A 19,134-nucleotide genomic window follows, 5' to 3' on the forward strand; every position below is an offset into this window, starting at 1 on the left:
CGGCGCGGCGCTCGCGCGGTCAGCGGTAGCCGAGAAACAGGATGAAGACGTTGACGAGAAAGGCGACGCCCCACACCGCCGAGCGCACCGTGGGCAGGCCGGCGACATACATGGCGATGTAGATGACGCGCAGCGTGACGAACAGCACCGCCAGGATGTCGAGCGTGGTCTGCGCGGCGCCCAGCTGGTGCGCGATGATCACCGCGCCGATGAACAGCGGCAGCGCCTCGAAGCTGTTGGCCTGCGCCCCGTTGGCGCGCGCATGCCAGTCGGTCTGGCGCGCCAGCCAGCCGCGCGGATCGTTGTTGTCGTAGCCGCCCTGCGAGCGCGGCCGGCGAAAGCCGCCCGACTTCGCCAGCATCGCGCACACGTACGGCAGCAGCGCCGCCAGCAGCACGCACCAGTAGGCGACGGTGAATCGCGCCATCTGCATCGTCATTCCCGCTCCCCTCCCGTCGTTGACCGTCAGCGCCGGTCGACCAGCGCGTGCGCGATCGTGCCCAGGTCCACGTACTCGAGCTCGCTGCCGGCGGGCACCCCGCGCGCCAGCCGCGTCACCTTCAGCCCGCGCGCCTTGAGCGCCTCCGCGATCACGTGCGCGGTGGCCTCGCCCTCGGCCGTGAAGTTGGTGGCCAGGATCACTTCCTGCACCACGCCGTCGGTGGCGCGCTCGAACAGCTTGGACAGGCCGATGTCCTTGGGGCCGATGCCGTCGAGCGGACTGAGCTTTCCCATCAGCACGAAGTACAAGCCCTTGAACGCCGCCGTCCGCTCCACGGCCGCCTGGTCCGCCGGCGTCTCGACCACGCACAGCTTGGTGCGGTCACGGTGCGCGTCCAGGCAGGTGGCGCAGATCTCGTCCTCGGTGAACGTATGGCAGAGGCTGCAGTGGCGCACCTGGGTCGCCGCGCTCTGCAGGGCCTGCGCCAGCACTTGCGCGCCGGCGCGGTCGTGCTGCAGCAGGTGGAACGCCATGCGCGAGGCCGACTTGACGCCCACGCCTGGCAGCCGGCGCAGCGCCTCGATCAATGCGTTGAGGGCGTTGGCGCTCAAAAGGGAAATTTCATGCCGCCGGGCAGGCCCGGCATGCCGGCGGTGAGCTTGCCCATCTTTTCCTGCGAGGTTTCCTCGGCCTTGCGCACCGCGGCGTTGAACGCGGCGGCCACGAGATCCTCCAGCATGTCCTTGTCGTCGGCCAGCAGGCTCGGGTCGATGGTGACCCGCTTCACGTCGTGCTTGCAGGTCATGAGGACCTTCACCAGGCCGGCGCCGGACTCGCCCTCGACCTCGATGTGGGCGAGTTCCTCCTGCGCTTTCTTCAGGTTGTCCTGCATGGCCTGGGCCTGCTTCATGAGGCCGGCGAGTTGTCCCTTGTTGAACATGTTGATTCCTTGTCTGGCGGGGGCGGCGCGTGGCGCGCCCCCAGATTTACGAATTGGCCGCTGGCTTGATGCTTCCAGGCACGATTCTCGCGCCGAAGTCCCGCATCATCGCCTGCACGAACGGGTCGCCGTGGATGATTTCCTCGGCCGCGCGCTGGCGCTCGGCCTGGGCCGCCGCCAGCCGGCGCGCCGGGCTGTCGGTCACCGGCCCCACCTCGACGCTCAGCGTCACCGCATGGCCCGCGCCATGCAACGCCTGCTTGAGGCGCTCCCGCGCGCCCGGCTGGTTGAGCGACTCGCGCTCGACCCGCAGCATCCAGTGGCCCTCGTCGCGGGCGACCAGCTGCGACTGCAGCGCGAGTTCGCGCACCAGCGCCGTCACGGCCTCGCGCGCCACGAGATCGGCCACGGTGGCCTGCCAGAAATCGCCGTCCTCGGTGGGCACGACGCGCCCGGCGGCGACCGCCGCATCGCGAGCCGATTCCGGCGGCACATGCAGCGGCACCCCCACCACTTCGCCGGCCGGCTGACCGTTGGCTGAGGTGCGCTGGGCGATGCGATCCGGCTGCGGCTCGACCACCGGCAGCACGCGTCCCGGGGGCGCCGTTCCGGCCGGCGTCGGGCCCGGGTCCGCCGGCCGCACCACGGGGACGGCGGCGACCGGCGGCGCCGGCTGGCGCAGCGGCGCGCTCGCCGTCGGGGCGACCGCCGGTGGCGCGGCCGGCGCTTCAATCAGAGTTTTTTTTTCCGCGGATGCTTCGGCGGTCTCGCGCGGCGCCTGGAACGCCAGCAGCCGCAGCAGCACCATCGTGAGCGCGGCGTACTCGTCCGGGGCCAGGCCCAGCTCGGCCCGCCCGTGCAGGCACAGGCTGTACAGCAGCTGGGTCTCGTCGGCCGGCATCAGCGTGGCCAGCCGCGCGATGGCGGCGGCGTCGGGATCGGCTGCCGCGGCGGCGCCCGGGACCGCCTGCATCACCGCCATGCGCTGCAGCACCGAACACATTTCCTCCAGCGTCGCCGCGGCGTTCAGCGCATTGGCGCGCAGCGTGTCGGAGATCTCGACCACGCTCTTGCCGTCGCCGCTCGCCAGGGCCTCGATCAGGCGCAGCACGTGGCCCATGTCGGCGCTGCCGAGCATCTGGCGCACGGCCGCTTCCTCCAGCGCGCCGTTGCCGAAGGCGATGGCCTGGTCGGTGAGCGACAGCGCGTCGCGCATCGAGCCGCGGGCCGCGCGCGCGAGCAGGCGCAGCGCGCCTTCGTTCGCCGCCACGCCCTCCGCCTGCAGCACGTGCGCCAGATGCTCCTGCACCGTCTCCGGCGCCATCGGCCGCAGGTTGAACTGCAGGCAGCGCGAGAGCACCGTCACCGGCACCTTCTGCGGATCGGTGGTGGCCAGCACGAACTTGAGGTAATCGGGCGGCTCTTCCAGCGTCTTGAGCATGGCGTTGAACGCATGCCCGGTGAGCATGTGCACCTCGTCGATCATGAAGACCTTGAAGCGCCCCTGCACCGGCTTGTAGACCGCTTGCTCCAACAGCGACTGCACCTCGTCGACGCCGCGGTTCGATGCCGCGTCGAGTTCCACGTAATCCGGAAACCGGCCACCGTCGATGTCGCGGCAGGCGTCGCACACGCCGCAGGGCGTGGCCGTGATGCCCCCCTGGCCGTCGGGCCCCTGGCAGTTCAGCGACTTCGCCAGGATCCGCGACACGGTGGTCTTGCCCACGCCGCGCGTGCCGGTGAACAGGTAGGCGTGGTGCAGCCGTTGCTGCGTCAGCGCATTGCCGAGCGCCCGCACCACGTGCTCCTGGCCGACCATTTCGCCGAAGGTCTTCGGCCGGTACTTGCGGGCGAGCACGAGGTAGGACATGCGCTCGATTCTACGAGGTGGCCCGTTTCGGCCCTGCGCCCGGCACGGCTGCGCCAGTCGCCACTACAATGGCGGCTGGCGGGCCTCCCCGCATGGCAAAGCAGCCAACCGGGTCAGGTGGGGAACCAAGCAGCCCTAACTGCGGAGTCAGTGCCGGGGGTAAGGCTCGTCAACCCTCTTTCTCGCAACGCCCGCCGTCCGGCGGCGCGACATGCCAGTGGCTGACCTTCGGGCTCGGCCGCGTCCGACAAACTTCCCGCCTGCCCGCGATGACACTGGGCGTCATCGTCGGGAGGTTGCCATGGAGTTCATTGCAGCGCGGGGCGTGCAGCGGTTCTCACGCGTTACGCGATGGCGATCCCGTTGCTCCATGCTTGCGCTGCTGGCCGCGTTCGCCACCGTCGCGGCGGCCCAGGAGCTCACCGGCGGCGCGCCGCTGCCCGGCGCCGCGCCGGAGCTGGCCCTGCTGGCGCTCGACGCCAACGTTCCCGGCGGCAAGGCGCCGCCCCGGCTCGAGCTTTCCACCACGTCCCTGCCGCGCTTCGAACCCAGCGATGGCGCGACGCGCCTGAACATGATCTTGCTGCCGCCGCGCCAGCCGAGCCTCGGCCTCGCGCTCGGCCTCACCAACATGCAAGGCGGCGGCATGATGCGGGTGCCCGGTGCCGCCGGCACCGCCGTGGACCTGGGCTTTCACTGGCGCTACACCCTGGACGGCCAGTACCGCATCGACGTCACCGGCTGGCGCCGGATGACGCCCGGCGATGCGGCGACGCTGGCTCAGACGCAGCAGCCCGGGTACGGCGCGCGGCTGGAGATGCAGATGAAGTCGCTGCCGAGCCGCGGCCTGGTGGCCGAGCGCGGCTTTCTCGGCCTGCAACTGGAAAGCGGCGCGCGCATCACGGTGCGCCGCAGCGGCGGCCGGCCGATGTTCTACTACCGCACCAAGTTCTGAGCGGCGCCCACGAACGTGCGGGCGCCCTCGCCCGCGACCCGCCCGCTGGCCAGGCAGGCCGTCAGCAGGTAGCCACCGGTCGGAGCTTCCCAGTCCAGCATCTCGCCGGCGCAGAACACGCCCGGCAGCGCCTTGACCATCAGCCGCTCGTCCAGCGCCTCGATGCGCACGCCCCCGGCGGTGCTGATCGCCTCGTCGATCGGCCGCGGCGCGGCGAGCACCAAAGGCGCGCCCTTGATCGCTGCGGCGAGCCGCACCGGGTCGTGCAGCTGCTCGCGCGAGAGCACTTCATGCAGCAACGCCAGCTTGATGCCGTCGAGCCCAAGCCGGCTCTTCAGGTGCGAGGCCAGCGAGCGCGAACCGCGCGGGTACGCCGCTTCGCGCAGCACCTGCTCCGGCGACCGGCCGGGCAGCAGGTCGATCTCGAGGCGGGCCTCGCCGCGCGCGGCGATCTCGTCGCGCAGCGCCGCCGAGACGGCGTAGACCAGGCTGCCTTCGACACCGGTGGCCGTCGCGACGAACTCGCCCTGGCGCTGGAACCCGCCGAAGCGGATCGCCACCGACTTGAACGGCTGCCCCGCGAAGCGCGAGGCGAAGTATTCGCTCCAGCCGCCGCGCACGTCGAAACCGCTGTTGGCCGGCCGCAGGTCGGCGATCTCGACCCCGCGCGCGCGCAGCAGCGGGACCCAGGCGCCGTCGGAGCCGAGCCGGCTCCAGCTGGCGCCGCCCAAGGCCAGCACCACGGCGTCGGCGCGCACCGGCCGCTCGCCGGCGGGCGTGTGCAGCCGCAGCGCGCCGTCCCCGGTCCAGCCGAGAAAACGATGCCGCATGTGGAACTGCACGCCGAGCCCGCGCAGCCGATGGAGCCAGGCGCGCAGCAACGGCGCGGCTTTCATCCCGACCGGAAAGACGCGGCCGGAGCTGCCGACGAAGGTCTCGGTGCCCAGCCCCTGGGCCCACGCGCGCACCGCGTCGGGGCCGAACGCGCGCAGCCAGCGTTCGACCTGCGGGCGCCGTGCGCCGTAGCGCGTGACGAAGTCGACCAGGGGTTCCGAGTGCGTCAGGTTCAGGCCGCCGCGTCCGGCCAGCAGGAACTTGCGGCCAGCCGACGGCATGCCGTCGAACACGTCCACCGGCAGGCCCGCCTCGGCCAGCACCTCGGCGGCCATGAGCCCCGCCGGACCGGCTCCGATCACGGCGAACGTCATCCGCACTCCTTGCGGACGCAGGATTCGAGGGCGGTTCGCACCGCAGGCACGGAGGAAGACATTGGACCTTGTATTGTGTCTGGCGGCAGCACCCACACGGATGCTCGGGGTGCTGTTGGCGCGCTATCGCGGCCATGGCGCCGCCCTTCGGCCACGGCGGACGTGGGGGCTCGGTTTCTGTCACAATTTTCCCACGCCCCCACCGGGTTCGACACACAAGCAAAGGAACATCCCATGGCCAGCGACCTGATCAAGCACATCACCGACGCCTCCTTCGAAGCCGACGTCCTCAAGGCCGACAAGCCGGTGCTGGTCGACTACTGGGCCGAATGGTGCGGCCCGTGCAAGATGATCGCCCCGATCCTGGACGAAGTGTCTTCGGCCTACCAGGACAAGCTGCAGATCGCCAAGATGAACGTCGACGAGAACCAGCAGATCCCGGCCAAGTTCGGCATCCGCGGCATCCCGACGCTCATGCTGTTCAAGGACGGCCAGCTCGCCGCCACCAAGGTCGGCGCCATGAGCAAGGCCCAGCTCACCGCCTTCATCGACCAGCAGCTGGGCTGACCGGTTCGCCCGAGCCCCGGCCGCCGGGCGACAGCGCGGCTTTTTTTCCTGTCATAATCCCTCCTGTTCGCTGACCGCCGGCCTCCCGGCGGCCCAGTTCGAATTCACGGTGCGGGGCCCTCGCCCCGCAGCACACCTCCCCCAGACAATCCACAAGAACTCCGCAAGGGGTCTACCTCCGCAGGGTTTCAGCCATGCACCTCAACGAACTCAAGGCACTGCACGTGTCGGAAGTCCTCAGGCAAGCCGAGGAGCTTGAAATCGAGAACACCGGCCGGATGCGCAAGCAGGAGCTGATGTTCGCCATCATCAAGAAGCGCGCCCGCGCCGGCGAACAGGTCTTTGCCGACGGCGTGCTCGAAATCCTGCCGGACGGCTTCGGTTTCCTGCGCAGCCCCGACACCAGCTACACGGCGAGCACCGACGACATCTACATCTCGCCCAGCCAGGTGCGCCGCTTCAACCTGCACACCGGCGACATGATCGAGGGCGAGGTCAGGACGCCCAAGGACGGCGAGCGCTACTTCGCGCTGACCAAGCTCGACAAGGTCAACGGCGGCCCGCCGGAGAACAACAAGCACAAGGTGATGTTCGAGAACCTCACGCCGCTGTTCCCCAAGGAGCAGATGAAACTCGAGCGCGAGAACTTCAAGGGCGAGGAGAACATCACCGGCCGCGTCATCGACATCATCGCCCCGATCGGCAAGGGCCAGCGCGCGCTGCTGGTGGCGCCGCCCAAGAGCGGCAAGACCGTGATGATGCAGCACATGGCGCACGCCATCGCTGCCAACTACCCGGACAGCTACCTGATGGTCCTGCTCGTCGACGAGCGGCCAGAGGAAGTGACCGAGATGCAGCGTTCGGTCAAGGGCGAGGTGATCGCGTCGACCTTCGACGAACCGGCCGCCCGCCACGTGCACGTGGCCGAGATGGTGATCGAGCGCGCCAAGCGCCTGGTGGAACTGAAGAAGGACGTGGTGATCCTGCTGGATTCGATCACCCGCCTGGCCCGCGCCTACAACAACGTGGTGCCCTCGTCGGGCAAGGTGCTGACCGGCGGCGTCGACGCCAACGCGCTGCAGCGCCCGAAGCGCTTCCTTGGCGCGGCCCGCAACGTCGAGGAAGGCGGCTCGCTGACCATCATCGGCACCGCGCTGATCGACACCGGCAGCCGGATGGACGAAGTGATCTTCGAGGAGTTCAAGGGCACCGGCAACAGCGAAATCCACCTGGACCGCCGCCTGTACGAAAAGCGCGTCTTCCCGTCGATCCAGCTCAATCGCTCGGGCACCCGCCGCGAGGAACTGCTGCTGGCCCCGGAGATCCTGCAGAAGACCCGCATCCTGCGCCAGTTCATGTACAACATGGACGAGATCGAGGCGATGGAGATGGTGCTCAAGTCGATGAAGGCCACCAAGACCAACGTCGAGTTCTTCGACATGATGCGGCGCGGCGGCTGAGTCTTCCCCGCGCAGCGGCGCCGCGGGCCCCGGTTCCGATATAATCGAAAGCTTTCCGGAAAGTACGCCGAATGGTTCGGCGCGGCTCCCGCACCTGAGGTACACCATGAAAGAAGGCATCCACCCCGGCTATCGCGAAGTCCTCTTCGTCGACCTGTCCAACGGCTTCAAGTTCGTCACGCGCTCCTGCGTGGCCACCAAGGAGACGGGCAAGACCGACGACGGCCGCGAGCTGCCCCTGTACAAGCTCGACACGTCGAGCGAATCGCACCCGTTCTACACGGGCACCCAGAAGTCGGTGAACGACATGGGCGGCCGCGTCGACAAGTTCTTCAAGAAGTTCGGCAAGCCGGGCGCCAAGTAAGCCCCCGCGCCCTTCTCGCACAGCAACGCGCCCTCGGGCGCGTTTTTCGTTTCAGGGCCCTGCAAGCCGGCCTGTGCCACACTCCCGCCCTCCAACCAGGGAGACAGGCATGCGGATCGCGATCATGGGTTCCGGCGGACTCGGCGGCTACTTCGGCGCCCGGCTGGTGCAAGGCGGCAGCGCCGACGTCCACTTCATCGCCCGCGGGCAGCACCTCGAGGCGATGCGCCGCGACGGACTGCGCATCGAAGGCCCCGAGCCGCTCCACGTGCGCTCCCCCAGCGTCACCGACGATCCCCGGCAGGTCGGCGTCGCCGATGTCGTGATGCTGTGCGTCAAGCTCTGGGATACGGACAGCGCGATCGAACAGATCCGGCCCATGGTCGGCCCGCAGACCGCCGTCATCTCCTTCCAGAACGGCGTGCTGAAGGACCGGTCCCTGCGCGCCGCCTTCGACGAGCGCCAGCTGATGGGCGGCGTCGGCTATGTCGCGACCACGATCGCGGCGCCCGGCGTGATCCGCCAGACCGGCCCGATGCAGCGTTTGCTGTTCGGCGAGTTCGACGGCTCGCGCTCGGCCCGCGGCCAGGCCCTGTTGGCGGCCTGCCTGGCCGGCGGCATCAAGGCGGAACTCTCCACCGAGATCGTGCGCGAGATCTGGCAGAAGTACGTCTTCCTGGTCGGCCTGTCGGGCACGACCACCACCATCCGCCAGACCATCGGCCCGATCCGCTCGAACCCGCAGACCCGCGCCTTCCTGCTGGACGTCATGCGCGAGGTGGTGGCGGTCGGCCGGGCCCACGGCGTGAACCTGCCGGAAGACTATGCCCAGGTGCGGCTGCAGCTTGCCGACGACGTGTCGCCCGAGATGACCTCGTCGATGCACCACGACCTGCAGCGCGGCAACCGCCTCGAGGTACGGTGGCTGTCCGGCGGCGTGGTCGAGCTCGGCGCGGCGCGGGGCGTTCCGACCCCCCTGAATCGCGCCATCGCCGACATCCTGGCGCTGTACGCGGACGGGAGCGGCTCGTGATGCGGCCGCCGCCGGCCGCGCCGCTGCGGGTGCGCGGCGTCACCTGCACCCCGGTCGAAGTGCCGCTGCGCTACGTGCTGGGCACCAGCGCGGCCACCGTGCGCGCCGCTCCGCTGTTGCTGGTCGACCTGCTCACCGAGGAAGGCATCACCGGCCGGTCCTACGTCTTCGCGTACCGCCGCAGCGCAGCCAAGGCGATCGCCCTGCTGCTGCAGGACGCGGTGGAGCTGGTCGCCGGCGATGCGGTGGCGCCGCTCGAGATCGCCGCCAAGCTGCAGCGCCGGTTCGCCCTGCTGGGCGTCACTGGCGCCGCGCGCATGGCGCTGTCGGCGCTCGACATGGCGCTGTGGGACGCGCTGGCGCTCGCCGCCGGCTCGCCGCTGTGCTGCCTGCTGGGCGGCCGGCCTCGCCCGGTTCGCGCCTACAACTCCTGCGGCCTCGGGCTCATGAGCCCGCCGGCCGCATCCGATGAGGCGCAGGCGCTGCTCGAGGGCGGTCTGCAGGCGGTGAAGCTGCGGCTCGGCCATCCGACGCTGGCCGAAGACCTCGCCGTCACGCGCGCGGTGCGCTCGCGGCTGCCCGACCAGGTGGCGCTGCTGGTCGACTACAACCAGGCGTTGTCGCGTGCCGACGCGCTGGCCCGCGGCCGCGCCTTGCAGTCGGAAGGCGTTGCCTGGCTCGAGGAGCCGATCCGCCACGACGACCTGGACGGCAACGCCGAGATCGCCCGCACGCTCGACCTGCCGCTGCAGTTGGGGGAGAACTTCGACGGCCCCAAGGACCTGTTGCGGGCACTGCAGGCAGGCGCCTGCGACCTGGCGATGCCCGACGTCGCGCGCATCGGCGGCGTCAGCGGGTGGCTGCACGCCGCCGGGATCGCCCAGGCGCACGGCATCCCCATCAGCTCGCATCTCATGCCCGAAGTCAGCGCGCATCTGCTGGCCGCCACGCCGACCGCCGACTGGCTGGAATACGTCGACTGGACCGATGCCATCGCCGCCGAGCCGGTGAAAATCGTCGACGGCTGCTGGCCGATCCCGCCGGGCCCCGGGGTGGGACTCGCCTGGGACGCCGAGAAGGTGGAGCGCTGCCGGATCCCATGAGCGGCGCGGGCACGCCGGCGGCGGCAGGCGGCCACGGCTGCGGCCGGGGCACGCGACTGTGACAAACTCGACCGCTTGAACCAGACCACCCCCGCCATCGTTGCCCAGGATGCGGTCCGGCGGCTGCCGCGCGCGGCGCTGCTGCTTTTTTGCATCGCCTATGTGGTGCCCGGCTTCATCGGCCGCGAACCCTGGAAGAACGCCGACATCGCGGCCTTCGGCCACATGTTCGAACTCGCCCGTGGCGCCGCCTCGTGGCTCGCGCCCACGCTGGCCGGCCAACCGCCGGAATTCGACGCGCTGCTGCCGTACTGGATCGGCGCCTGGGCGATCCAAATCGCGCCGGCCTGGATCCCGGCCGACTTTGCCGTACGCATCCCGTTTGCCCTGCTGCTGGCGCTGGCGCTGGCCGCCACCTGGTACGCGGTCTACTCGCTGGCCCGCAGTCCGCAGGCCCAGCCGGTGCCGTTCGCCTTCGGCGGCGAAGCCCAGCCGAGGGACTACGCCCGCGCCATCGCCGACGGCGGGCTGCTGGCGCTGATCGCGTCGCTGGGGCTGGCCCAGCTCTCCCACGAGACCACGCCGGCCCTGGCCCAGCTGGCCTTCACCACCTTGAGCTTCCTGGGCCTGGCGGCCCTGCCCTGGCGCGCCCCGGTGGCTGCCGCGTGCCTGCTGCTGGGCCTGCCCGCCCTGGCGCTCAGCGGCGCGGTGAGCATGGCCGTCCTGTTTGGCGCGGGCGCCCTGGTGCTGGTCTGGATCGAACGGCCGCCCCCGGCAGAGGCGGCGCCGACGAGCCGCGCTGCGCAGGCAACGATCGTGGCCGCGGCGCTGTTGATCACCATCGGGCTTGCCACGGCGATGGACCTGTGGCGCTGGCGGATCACGCCCGACGCGCTGACCCGGGACTGGCGCTCCCACGGGCGACTGCTGCTGTGGTTCACCTGGCCTGCCTGGCCGCTGGCCATGTGGACGCTGTGGCGCTGGCGCCGCCAGCTGGGCAGCCGGCACGTGGCCCTGCCGCTGTGGTTCGCGCTCGTCGCGGTCGGCACCACCCTGGCCACCCCTTCGTCCGACCGCTCGCTGTTGTTGTCGCTGCCGGCGCTGGCGGCGCTGGCGGCATTCGCCTTGCCAACGTTCAGCCGCAACGCCGCGGCGCTGATCGACTGGTTCACCCTGCTCTTCTTCACCGGCTGCGCGCTGGTGATCTGGGTCGTGTGGTTCGCGATCCAGACCGGCGTGCCGCCCAAGCCGGCCGCCAACGTGGCGCGCCTGGCACCCGGCTTCGAGCCTTCCTTTTCGATCACGGCCTTCGCGGCCGCGCTGCTGGCGACGCTGGCCTGGGCCTGGCTGGTGCGCTGGCGCACCGGGCGGCATCGGCTGGTGATCTGGAAGTCGCTGGTGCTGCCGGCCGGTGGCGCCGCGCTCTGCTGGCTGCTGCTGATGACGCTCTGGCTGCCCGTCCTCGATTACGCGCGCAGCTACGCCACGGTGGTGCGCGGCGTCGTGCGCCAGCTGGACCAGCCGGGCTGCATCGACGTGTTCGGCCTGGGCCGCGGCCAGATCGCCGCGCTGCGCTACCACGGCAACCTGGACGTGCGGCTGGCCAATCGCAACGGCGACTGCCCCTGGCGACTGGTGGCGCTGCAGGCCGCGGCAGCGGCGCCGGTGGCCATGGACATGCACGGCTGGCAACTGGTCGCCCGCGTGCGGCGTCCGGTCGACCCGACCGAGGACGTCCTGCTCTACCGGAAAGCCGGGTCCCGGTGAGCGAGCTGCGCACGATCACCCAGCATGCCGGAACGGTGCTGGTCGGCCAGCTTGCCGTCATGGCATTCGGCGTCGCCGACACCGTCGTGGCGGGCCGCTATTCCGAGCAGGCCCTGGCGGCGCTGTCGGTCGGCTCGGCCGTCTACGCCAGCGTGTTCGTGGCGCTGATGGGGGTGCTGCAGGCCCTGCTGCCCACGTGGGCCCACTTGCATGGCGGCAGCCGCCATGAGGACCTCGGCCGCTCGGTACGGCAGGCGCTCTATCTGGCCGGCATGGCGCTGGTGGTGGGCGGATGGGTGCTGCTATTTCCCGAGGCGATCCTGCGCTGGACCGACGTGCCGCCGGCATTGCAGCGGGAGGTGCGCGGCTACCTGTCGGTGCTGACGCTGGCGCTGCCGGCCGCCCTGCTCTTTCGCATGTTCAGCACGCTGAACCAGAGCCTGGGGCGGCCGGTGCTGGTCACCTGGCTGCAGGCTTTCTCGCTGGTGCTGAAGGTGCCGCTGTCGATCTGGTTCGCTTTCGGTGGCCTCGGCGTGCCGGCGATGGGGGCCGTGGGCTGCGCCTGGGCCACCGTCACGGTGAACTACGTGCTGCTCGCCAGCGCCGTGTGGCTCCTGCGGACCCAGCCGCTGTACCAGCCGTACGCGATCTGGCGCCCGATGGAGCGGCCGCACTGGCCCACCATCGGCCAGTTCGCGCGCCTGGGCATTCCCGGCGGCTTCTCCGTGCTGGTGGAAGTCACGTCCTTCACCCTGATGGCGCTGTTCATCGCCCGGCAGGGCGTCGTCGCCACGGCGGCGCACCAGGTGGCCGCCAACGTCGCGGCGGTGCTGTACATGACGCCCTTGTCGATCGGCATCGCCACCAGCGCGCGGGTGAGCTTCTGGCTGGGCGCGCACGACCCGAAACGGGCTCGGCTCGCGATCCGGACCGGTTTCAAGCTGGGGCTGCTGATGGCGCTCGGGTTGAGCGCCCTGGTCGCGCTCGGCCGCTGGCGCATCGCCGGCCTCTACACCGGCAATCCGCAAGTGGCGGCGCTCGCGGCCGGTTTGCTCGGCTGGGTGGCGCTGTTCCACCTCGGAGATGCGACCCAGGGACTGTGCGTGTTCGTGCTGCGCTGCTACCGCGTGGCGCTGGCGCCGATGGTGGCCTACTGCATCCTGCTGTGGGGCGTGGGCCTGTTCGGCGGCTACGCGCTGGCCTACCACGGCATCGGTCCCATTGCCGCCCAGCACACACCGGCGGCCTTCTGGGCCGGCGGCACGGTGGCCCTGGCCTTGCTGGCGCTGGTCCTGCCGGCGATCCTCTGGCGCGCGGCGAGAAGCTATCGAGCCTGAGCCCCAGGGGAAGCGGGCCGGCCTTTCATCATTTCAATATTTCTTGTAATATTGAACCATGGAAACGGCTCTGCTCGACGATCGCACCGAAGAAGCCACGCTGCGGGCGCTGGCTGCGCTTGGCCAGGTGCAGCGCCTGCGCGCCTTCCGGGCGCTGGTGGTCGCCGGCCGGGATGGCCTGAGCGCCGGCGCGCTGGCCGAGGAGCTGGGGCTCTCGCCGAGCGGGCTGTCATTCCATCTGAAGGAGCTGGCCGGCGCCGGCCTGGTGGCGAGCGAGCCGCGCGGCCGCTACCTCATCTATCGCGCCGACTACGCCCGCATGGACCAGCTGCTCGCCTACCTGACCCGGCACTGCTGCCAGGGCCCGATGTGCGAAACGGCGCCCAGCGCCGCGTGCAGCTGCTGAAGGAGACCGTCACGATGAACATGGCCGAATCGCTGAACCTCGCCTGCCTGTGCAGCACGCTGCAGGCGGATGTCCTGCACCAGCACCTCAGCGATCGCACCGAGCAAGGCGCCGGGCACCTCGCGAGCAGCCGCCCGCACCTGCTATCGGCGACGCCGGTCTTCGTCGGCGCGCGCGATGCGGCGGCCATCCGCGCCGCCGTCGCCGCGCTGCATCGCATCACGGCTCTGCCCGGTTATCGCGACCTCGCCCTGGCACAGACGCCGGAGATCGCGTCGCTGGTGTTCGGGCCGCAAGGCGCCTTCATGGGCTACGACTTCCACCTGTCCGCCGACGGACCGCGGCTCATCGAGATCAACACCAATGCCGGCGGCGCGCTGATCCACGCGGCCGCCGCCAGCGCGCACCGCGCCTGCTGCTCGCCGCCGGACTGGTTCGGCGTGCCGCCCGACCCGGCGGCCTTCGAGCGCACGGTGCTGGCGATGTTCCAGGACGAATGGCGGGCGCAGCGCGGCGACCGGCCGCTGCGCACGGTGGCGATCGTCGACGACGATCCGGCCGGCCAGTACCTGGCGCCCGAGTTCGAGATGGCGCAGCGGCTGTTCGTCGCCCACGGCATCGACGCCGTCGTTGCCGATCCGGGCGAGCTGGCGTGGCGCGACGGCCGCTTGTGGCACCCGCGACTGCCGGCCGGCATGCCGGTGGATCTCGTCTACAACCGGCTCACGGATTTCTATTTCGAGCAGCCGGCCCACGCGGGCCTGCGGGCCGCGTACCAGGCCGGCGCCGCCGTGGTCACGCCGCATCCGCGCGCCCACGCCTTGCACGCCGACAAGCGCAACCTCGTCATCTTGAGCGATGACGCCCGACTCGCCGCCTGGGGCGCCGCGCCGCAGGACCGCGCGGTGGTGCGGGCGGTCGTGCCGCGCACCGAGGCCGTGACGGCCGCCGGCGCCGAGCGCCTGTGGGCCCAGCGGCGCCAGCTGTTCTTCAAGCCGGCCGCCGGCTTCGGTTCGCGCGGCGCCTACCGCGGCGACAAGCTCACCCGCCGCGTCTGGAGCGACATCGTGGCCGGCGGCTACGTGGCGCAGGCGCTGGTGCCCCCCAGCGAACGGGCGGTCGATGTCGGCGGCCAGGCCGTGCGACTGAAAGTGGACATCCGCGCCTATGCCTATCGCGGCCAGGTGCAGTTGCTGGCGGCGCGCACCTGGATCGGCCAGACCACCAATTTCCGCACCGCCGGCGGCGGGTTCTCGCCCGTCGTGGTGTTGCCCGCGCCGCCGCGGCCCGACCGCCATTGCTGCGCGCCCGAGCCGGCGCGCGAGGAGGCCACCGCATGACCACCGCAGTCGCCGCGCCGAGCAGCCTGCCCGCTCCGATGAGCGTGTTCGAACGCTACCTCACGGTGTGGGTCTTCCTCTGCATCGTGGCCGGCATCGCCCTGGGACAGGCGGCCCCCGGCGTCTTCCAGGCGATCGGCCGGATGGAGGTGGCGCAGGTGAATCTGCCGGTCGGCCTGCTGATCTGGGTGATGATCGTTCCGATGCTGCTGAAGGTTGACTTCGGCGCGCTGCACCAGGTGCGCGAGCACTGGCGCGGCATCGGCGTGACGTTGTTCGTGAACTGGGCGGTCAAGCCGTTCTCGATGGCGCTGCTGGCCTGGATCTTCGTGCGCCATGTCTTCGCGCCCTTGCTGCCGGCCGGCCAGACCGACAGCTACATCGCGGGCCTGATCCTGCTGGCGGCCGCGCCCTGCACGGCGATGGTGTTCGTCTGGAGCCGCCTGACCGGGGGCCACCCGCTGTTCACGCTCTCGCAGGTGGCGCTCAACGACACCATCATGGTGTTCGCCTTCGCCCCGATCGTGGCGTTGCTGCTCGGCCTGTCTTCGATCGTGGTGCCCTGGGCGACCTTGATCACGTCGGTCGTGCTCTACATCGTGATCCCGGTGGTGCTCGCGCAGTGGTGGCGCCGCGCGCTGCTGGCGCGCGGGCGGCGCGCCTTCGACGAGACCCTGGCGCGCATCGGGCCATGGTCGATCGCGGCGCTGCTGACGACGCTGGTGCTGCTGTTCGCGTTCCAGGGCCGGGCCATCCTGCAGCAGCCGCTGGTGATCGCGATGCTGGCCGTGCCGATCCTGATCCAGGTGTTCTTCAACGCGGGGCTGGCGTACTGGCTCAACCGCCGGCTCGGCGAGGCGCACGACGTTGCCTGCCCCTCCGCCTTGATCGGCGCCAGCAACTTCTTCGAACTGGCGGTGGCCGCGGCGATCAGCCTGTTCGGCTTCGAATCCGGCGCGGCCCTGGCGACGGTGGTCGGCGTGCTGATCGAAGTGCCGGTGATGCTGCTGGTCGTGCGCGTCGTCAACAACAGCCGCGGCTGGTACGAACGCGCCTGAAACCTCAGACCGGCGCCAGCGGCACATGCGGCGGCGCCGGCCGCTCGACCCCGATCGTGTCCTGCGGGCGCACCGCGCCGCCGGCGATCACGGCCGCCATCACGCCGGCCTTGCGCACCAGGTTGCCGCCCGCGTCGCGGTCCAGCACCGCGGCCATCAGCCCGCGCTGGAAGCGGTCGATCTGCGAACAGGGATTGCGCAGCCCGGTGAGCTCGACCACCGCGCTGGCGCCCAGGTGCAGGCGCGTGCCGGCCGGCAGCGCGAGCAGGTCGATGCCGGCCGTGGTGACGTTCTCGCCGAGTTCGCCCGGCCAGACCGGAAAGTCCAACGCCATCAGCTCGGCGAACAGCTCCGAGTGCAGCAGATGCACTTGCCGCAGGTTGGGTTGCGACGGATCGCGGGCGACGCGGGACCGGTGCCGCACCGTCGTGCCGGCATGGGCGTCGCCCTCCACTCCAAGCCCGGCCACCAGCACGATCGCCTCTTCGGCGAACTTGCTGAAGCTGTGGCTGGCACTGCGGTGCACCGCGAGAACGCGGCTCACCCGGCCTGCACCGCCTGCGCGAGCCGCTCCGCGGTGCTGCGCGCCACCGCCTCGTCGCGCGCCTCCACCATCACCCGCAACACGGGCTCGGTGCCGCTGGCGCGGATCAGGACCCGGCCGTGGCCGTCGAGCTGCGCCTGCGCGCGTTCGGTTTCGCTGGCCAGCGACCGGCTCTTCTTCCAGTCCTGCCCGGCCTTCAGCCGCACGTTGATCAGCGTCTGCGGGAACAGCTGCACCCCTTCGAGCAACTGCGCCAGGCTGCGCCCGCTGCGCACGGTGGCCATCAGCACCTGCAGCGCGCTGATCAGGCCGTCGCCGGTGGTGTGCTTGTCCAGCGCCAGCAGGTGGCCCGAGCCCTCGCCGCCGAGGATCCAGTGCCGCCGTTCCAGCTCTTCGAGCACGTAGCGGTCGCCGACCTTGGCGCGCACGAATTCGATGCCGCGCGAGCGCAGCGCCAGCTCCACCGCCATGTTGGTCATCAGCGTGCCGACGACGCCGGGGACCGGCTCGCCGCGGTCGAGCCGGTCGCAGGCCATCAGGTACAGCAATTCGTCGCCATTGAACAGGCGGCCGCTGTCGTCGACCAGCTGCAACCGGTCGGCGTCGCCGTCGAGCGCGATGCCGAAGTGGGCCCGCTGCGCCTTGACGGCGGCGATCAGCGCCTCGGGATGCGTGGCCCCGACCTCGTCGTTGATGTTCAGGCCGTCGGGCGCGCAGCCGATGCAGGCCACGTCGGCGCCCAGTTCGTGGAACACCTTGGGCGCGATGTGATAGGCGGCGCCATGGGCCGCGTCGACCACGATCTTCACGCCGCGCAGGGTCAGCGGGCTGGCGAAGGTGCTCTTGCAGAACTCGATGTAGCGGCCGGCGGCATCGTCCAGGCGCTGCGCCTTGCCCAGGCCGGCGGAGTCGGCCCACGCCGGCGGTTCGTCCAGCGCCGCTTCCACGGCCGCTTCCCACTCGTCGGGCAGCTTGGTGCCCTCGCCGCTGAAGAACTTGATGCCGTTGTCCGGGAACGGGTTGTGGCTGGCGCTGATCACGACGCCCAGGCTCGCGCGCTGCGCGCGCGTGAGGTACGCGACGCCGGGCGTGGGCAGCGGGCCCAGCAGCACCACGTCGACGCCGGCCGAGTTGAAGCCCGATTCGAGCGCGCTTTCCAGCATGTAGCCGGAGATCCGCGTGTCCTTGCCGATCAGCACCTTGGGCCGCTGTTCCGTGCGCTTGAGCACGCGGCCGACGGCGTGCGCCAGGCGCAGCACGAAATCGGGCGTGATCGGGGCCTGTCCCACCGTCCCGCGAATGCCGTCGGTGCCGAAATACTTCCTGTTCGTCAATTGGCGTCCCTGCCTTTGCTCTCGTCGTTCGATTTCATGGCGGCCCATACCTTGAGGGCGGCCACGGTTTCCCGTACATCATGCACCCGCACCACCCGGGCCCCGCGCTCCACCGCCAGCAGCGCGGCCGCCACGCTGGGCAGCATCCGTTCGTCGACCGGCAAGCCGCTCACCGCGCCCAGCGACGACTTGCGCGACCAGCCGACCAGCAGCGGGTAGCCCCCGGCCAGCAGTTCGCGCTGGCGCGCCAGCAAGGCGAAATTCTGCGCCACCGTCTTGCCGAAGCCGATGCCGGGGTCCCAGGCGATGCGCGCCCGCGCCACGCCCAGCGCCTGCAGCCGCCCGGTCTCCCGTTGCAGGAACGCCAGCACCTGCGGCAGCGCGTCGCCGTCCATCGGCGAGCGCTGCATGGACTGGGGCTCGCCGTGCATGTGCATCAGGCACACGCCGCAGGACGGGTGGCCCGCGACCGCCGCAGCGGCGCCCGGCTGCCGCAGCGCCCAGATGTCGTTGACGATGTCCGCCCCGAGGTCGAGCGCGGCCTGCATCACGGTGGGCTTGTAGGTATCGATGGAGACCGGCACGCCGAGGCCGATGGCCTGACGCAGCACCGGCAGCACCCGGGCCAGTTCCTCCTCGAGCGGCACCGGCGGGGTGCCGGGACGGGTCGACTCGCCGCCGATGTCCAGGATGTCGGCGCCGTCGCGCAGCAACTGCTCGCAGTGCGCCAGCGCCGCGCGGGCGCCGGCGTGCCGCCCGCCGTCGGAGAACGAATCGGGGGTCACGTTGACGATCCCCATCACCCGCGGCTGCGCCAGGTCGATGCGGTGCCGCGACGTTTGCCAATACATGAGCCCGATTGTCCGGTACCGCAGACGAAAAAAGGGCCGTCTGGCCCTTTCGGATGCATAGAAAAGGGGCCCGCGGGCCCCTTTTGCGTACCGCCTGCGCGGATCAGGCGGCGGTCGGCGACGGATCGCTCGCCACCGCCGAGCCACCGGAACCGTTGCCCGACGACGGCGTGCGCGGCGTCCAGTCCTTGGGCGGGCGCGGGTCCTTGCCGGCCATGATGTCGTCGATCTGCTCGGTGTCTATGGTTTCCCACTCGAGCAGCGCCTTGGCCATGGCGTGCATCTTGTCCTTGTTTTCCTCGATCAGGCGGCGGGCCAGGTTGTACTGCTCGTCGATGATCCGGCGCACTTCCTCGTCCACCTTCTGCATCGTCTGCTCGCTCATGTTGGTGGTCTTGGTCACCGAGCGGCCCAGGAACACTTCGCCCTCGTTTTCCGCATAGACCATCGGGCCCAGCGCATCGGTCATGCCGTATTTCATGACCATGTCGCGCGCCAGGTTGGTGGCGCGCTCGAAGTCGTTCGAAGCGCCGGTGGTCATCTGGTTCATGAACA

19 protein-coding genes, 1 other RNA gene and 1 pseudogene are annotated in these 19,134 nt (G+C 70.6%); 12 read left to right on the forward strand and 9 right to left on the reverse strand.

Translation table 11 applies throughout. The annotated features are described in order from the left end of the window. Positions 1–19: 19 nt before the first annotated feature. Genes VNT59_RS00860 through dnaX form a run of 4 tightly spaced genes read right to left on the reverse strand, consistent with a single transcriptional unit; the run spans position 20 to position 3,252 of the window. The gene (locus tag VNT59_RS00860) at positions 20–433 is read right to left on the reverse strand and encodes an MAPEG family protein (protein ID WP_325495717.1); all 414 of its coding nucleotides are present in this window, start codon (positions 431–433) and stop codon (positions 20–22) included. 32 nt (positions 434–465) lie between these two features. After that, entirely contained in the window at positions 466–1,053 is a 588-nt protein-coding gene (gene recR / locus VNT59_RS00865; RefSeq protein ID WP_414708324.1) for a recombination mediator RecR, read from the reverse strand. Continuing rightward, positions 1,050–1,382, reverse strand: coding sequence for a YbaB/EbfC family nucleoid-associated protein (locus tag VNT59_RS00870; protein WP_325495682.1), 333 nt, complete (start codon positions 1,380–1,382; stop codon positions 1,050–1,052). Before VNT59_RS00870 ends, recR begins: the two co-directional genes overlap by 4 nt. Before the next feature lie 46 nt (positions 1,383–1,428). Beyond that, positions 1,429–3,252, reverse strand: coding sequence for a DNA polymerase III subunit gamma/tau (gene dnaX, locus VNT59_RS00875; RefSeq protein WP_325495684.1), 1,824 nt, complete (start codon positions 3,250–3,252; stop codon positions 1,429–1,431). Positions 3,253–3,329: 77 nt separating this feature from the next. Between dnaX and ffs the strand changes: the two genes are divergently transcribed. Beyond that, an RNA gene (gene ffs, locus VNT59_RS00880) (signal recognition particle sRNA small type) lies at positions 3,330–3,426 on the forward strand. 196 nt (positions 3,427–3,622) lie between these two features. Continuing rightward, entirely contained in the window at positions 3,623–4,207 is a 585-nt protein-coding gene (locus tag VNT59_RS00885) for a hypothetical protein (protein ID WP_325495686.1), read from the forward strand. Here the strand turns inward: VNT59_RS00885 and VNT59_RS00890 are convergent. Beyond that, on the reverse strand, positions 4,189–5,415 hold the full coding sequence (locus VNT59_RS00890) for a TIGR03862 family flavoprotein (protein ID WP_325495688.1): 1,227 nt from the start codon (positions 5,413–5,415) through the stop codon (positions 4,189–4,191). The genes VNT59_RS00885 and VNT59_RS00890 overlap by 19 nt on opposite strands. 234 nt (positions 5,416–5,649) lie before the next feature. Here VNT59_RS00890 and trxA point away from each other — a divergent pair, with 234 nt between their 5' ends. The 10 genes from trxA to arsB all read left to right on the forward strand — a co-directional run bounded on the left by trxA (position 5,650) and on the right by arsB (position 15,850). Beyond that, positions 5,650–5,982, forward strand: a complete 333-nt coding sequence (trxA, locus tag VNT59_RS00895; RefSeq protein ID WP_325495690.1) for a thioredoxin TrxA — start codon at positions 5,650–5,652, stop codon at positions 5,980–5,982. Positions 5,983–6,176: 194 nt separating this feature from the next. Next, positions 6,177–7,442: a transcription termination factor Rho gene (gene rho / locus VNT59_RS00900; protein WP_325495692.1), complete on the forward strand. Its 1,266-nt coding sequence runs from the start codon at positions 6,177–6,179 to the stop codon at positions 7,440–7,442. A gap of 106 nt (positions 7,443–7,548) precedes the next feature. Then, positions 7,549–7,806: a type B 50S ribosomal protein L31 gene (locus VNT59_RS00905; protein ID WP_325495694.1), complete on the forward strand. Its 258-nt coding sequence runs from the start codon at positions 7,549–7,551 to the stop codon at positions 7,804–7,806. A gap of 109 nt (positions 7,807–7,915) precedes the next feature. Continuing rightward, positions 7,916–8,839: a 2-dehydropantoate 2-reductase gene (locus VNT59_RS00910; protein WP_325495696.1), complete on the forward strand. Its 924-nt coding sequence runs from the start codon at positions 7,916–7,918 to the stop codon at positions 8,837–8,839. Beyond that, on the forward strand, positions 8,839–9,942 hold the full coding sequence (locus tag VNT59_RS00915) for an enolase C-terminal domain-like protein (RefSeq protein WP_325495721.1): 1,104 nt from the start codon (positions 8,839–8,841) through the stop codon (positions 9,940–9,942). The genes VNT59_RS00910 and VNT59_RS00915 overlap by 1 nt, the downstream gene beginning before the upstream one ends. Positions 9,943–10,017: 75 nt before the next feature. Continuing rightward, entirely contained in the window at positions 10,018–11,709 is a 1,692-nt protein-coding gene (locus VNT59_RS00920) for a hypothetical protein (RefSeq protein ID WP_325495698.1), read from the forward strand. Then, positions 11,706–13,046 carry an MATE family efflux transporter gene (locus VNT59_RS00925; protein ID WP_325495700.1) on the forward strand — a complete coding sequence of 447 codons (1,341 nt, stop codon included), beginning with the start codon at positions 11,706–11,708 and terminating at the stop codon, positions 13,044–13,046. The genes VNT59_RS00920 and VNT59_RS00925 overlap by 4 nt, the downstream gene beginning before the upstream one ends. A gap of 58 nt (positions 13,047–13,104) precedes the next feature. Next, a complete protein-coding gene (locus VNT59_RS00930) occupies positions 13,105–13,452 on the forward strand; it encodes a metalloregulator ArsR/SmtB family transcription factor (protein WP_325495702.1) in 348 nt (115 codons plus the stop codon). Beyond that, a complete protein-coding gene (locus tag VNT59_RS00935) occupies positions 13,440–14,792 on the forward strand; it encodes a hypothetical protein (RefSeq protein WP_325495704.1) in 1,353 nt (450 codons plus the stop codon). Before VNT59_RS00930 ends, VNT59_RS00935 begins: the two co-directional genes overlap by 13 nt. Then, entirely contained in the window at positions 14,789–15,850 is a 1,062-nt protein-coding gene (arsB, locus tag VNT59_RS00940) for an ACR3 family arsenite efflux transporter (RefSeq protein WP_325495706.1), read from the forward strand. The genes VNT59_RS00935 and arsB overlap by 4 nt, the downstream gene beginning before the upstream one ends. 4 nt (positions 15,851–15,854) lie before the next feature. Here the strand turns inward: arsB and VNT59_RS00945 are convergent, their stop codons facing one another. The 4 genes and pseudogenes from VNT59_RS00945 to VNT59_RS00960 all read right to left on the reverse strand — a co-directional run. Continuing rightward, the gene (locus VNT59_RS00945) at positions 15,855–16,394 is read right to left on the reverse strand and encodes an MOSC domain-containing protein (protein ID WP_325495709.1); all 540 of its coding nucleotides are present in this window, start codon (positions 16,392–16,394) and stop codon (positions 15,855–15,857) included. Continuing rightward, positions 16,391–17,728, reverse strand: coding sequence for a phosphoglucosamine mutase (gene glmM, locus VNT59_RS00950; protein ID WP_325495711.1), 1,338 nt, complete (start codon positions 17,726–17,728; stop codon positions 16,391–16,393). Before glmM ends, VNT59_RS00945 begins: the two co-directional genes overlap by 4 nt. Further along, a complete protein-coding gene (folP, locus tag VNT59_RS00955; RefSeq protein ID WP_325495713.1) occupies positions 17,725–18,579 on the reverse strand; it encodes a dihydropteroate synthase in 855 nt (284 codons plus the stop codon). The genes glmM and folP overlap by 4 nt, the downstream gene beginning before the upstream one ends. Before the next feature lie 103 nt (positions 18,580–18,682). Continuing rightward, positions 18,683–19,134, reverse strand: a pseudogene (locus VNT59_RS00960) (cell division protein FtsH); the annotation flags it as partial.

It is taken from the genome of Ramlibacter sp., assembly GCF_035554825.1.
Classification (GTDB): domain Bacteria; phylum Pseudomonadota; class Gammaproteobacteria; order Burkholderiales; family Burkholderiaceae_C; genus Ramlibacter.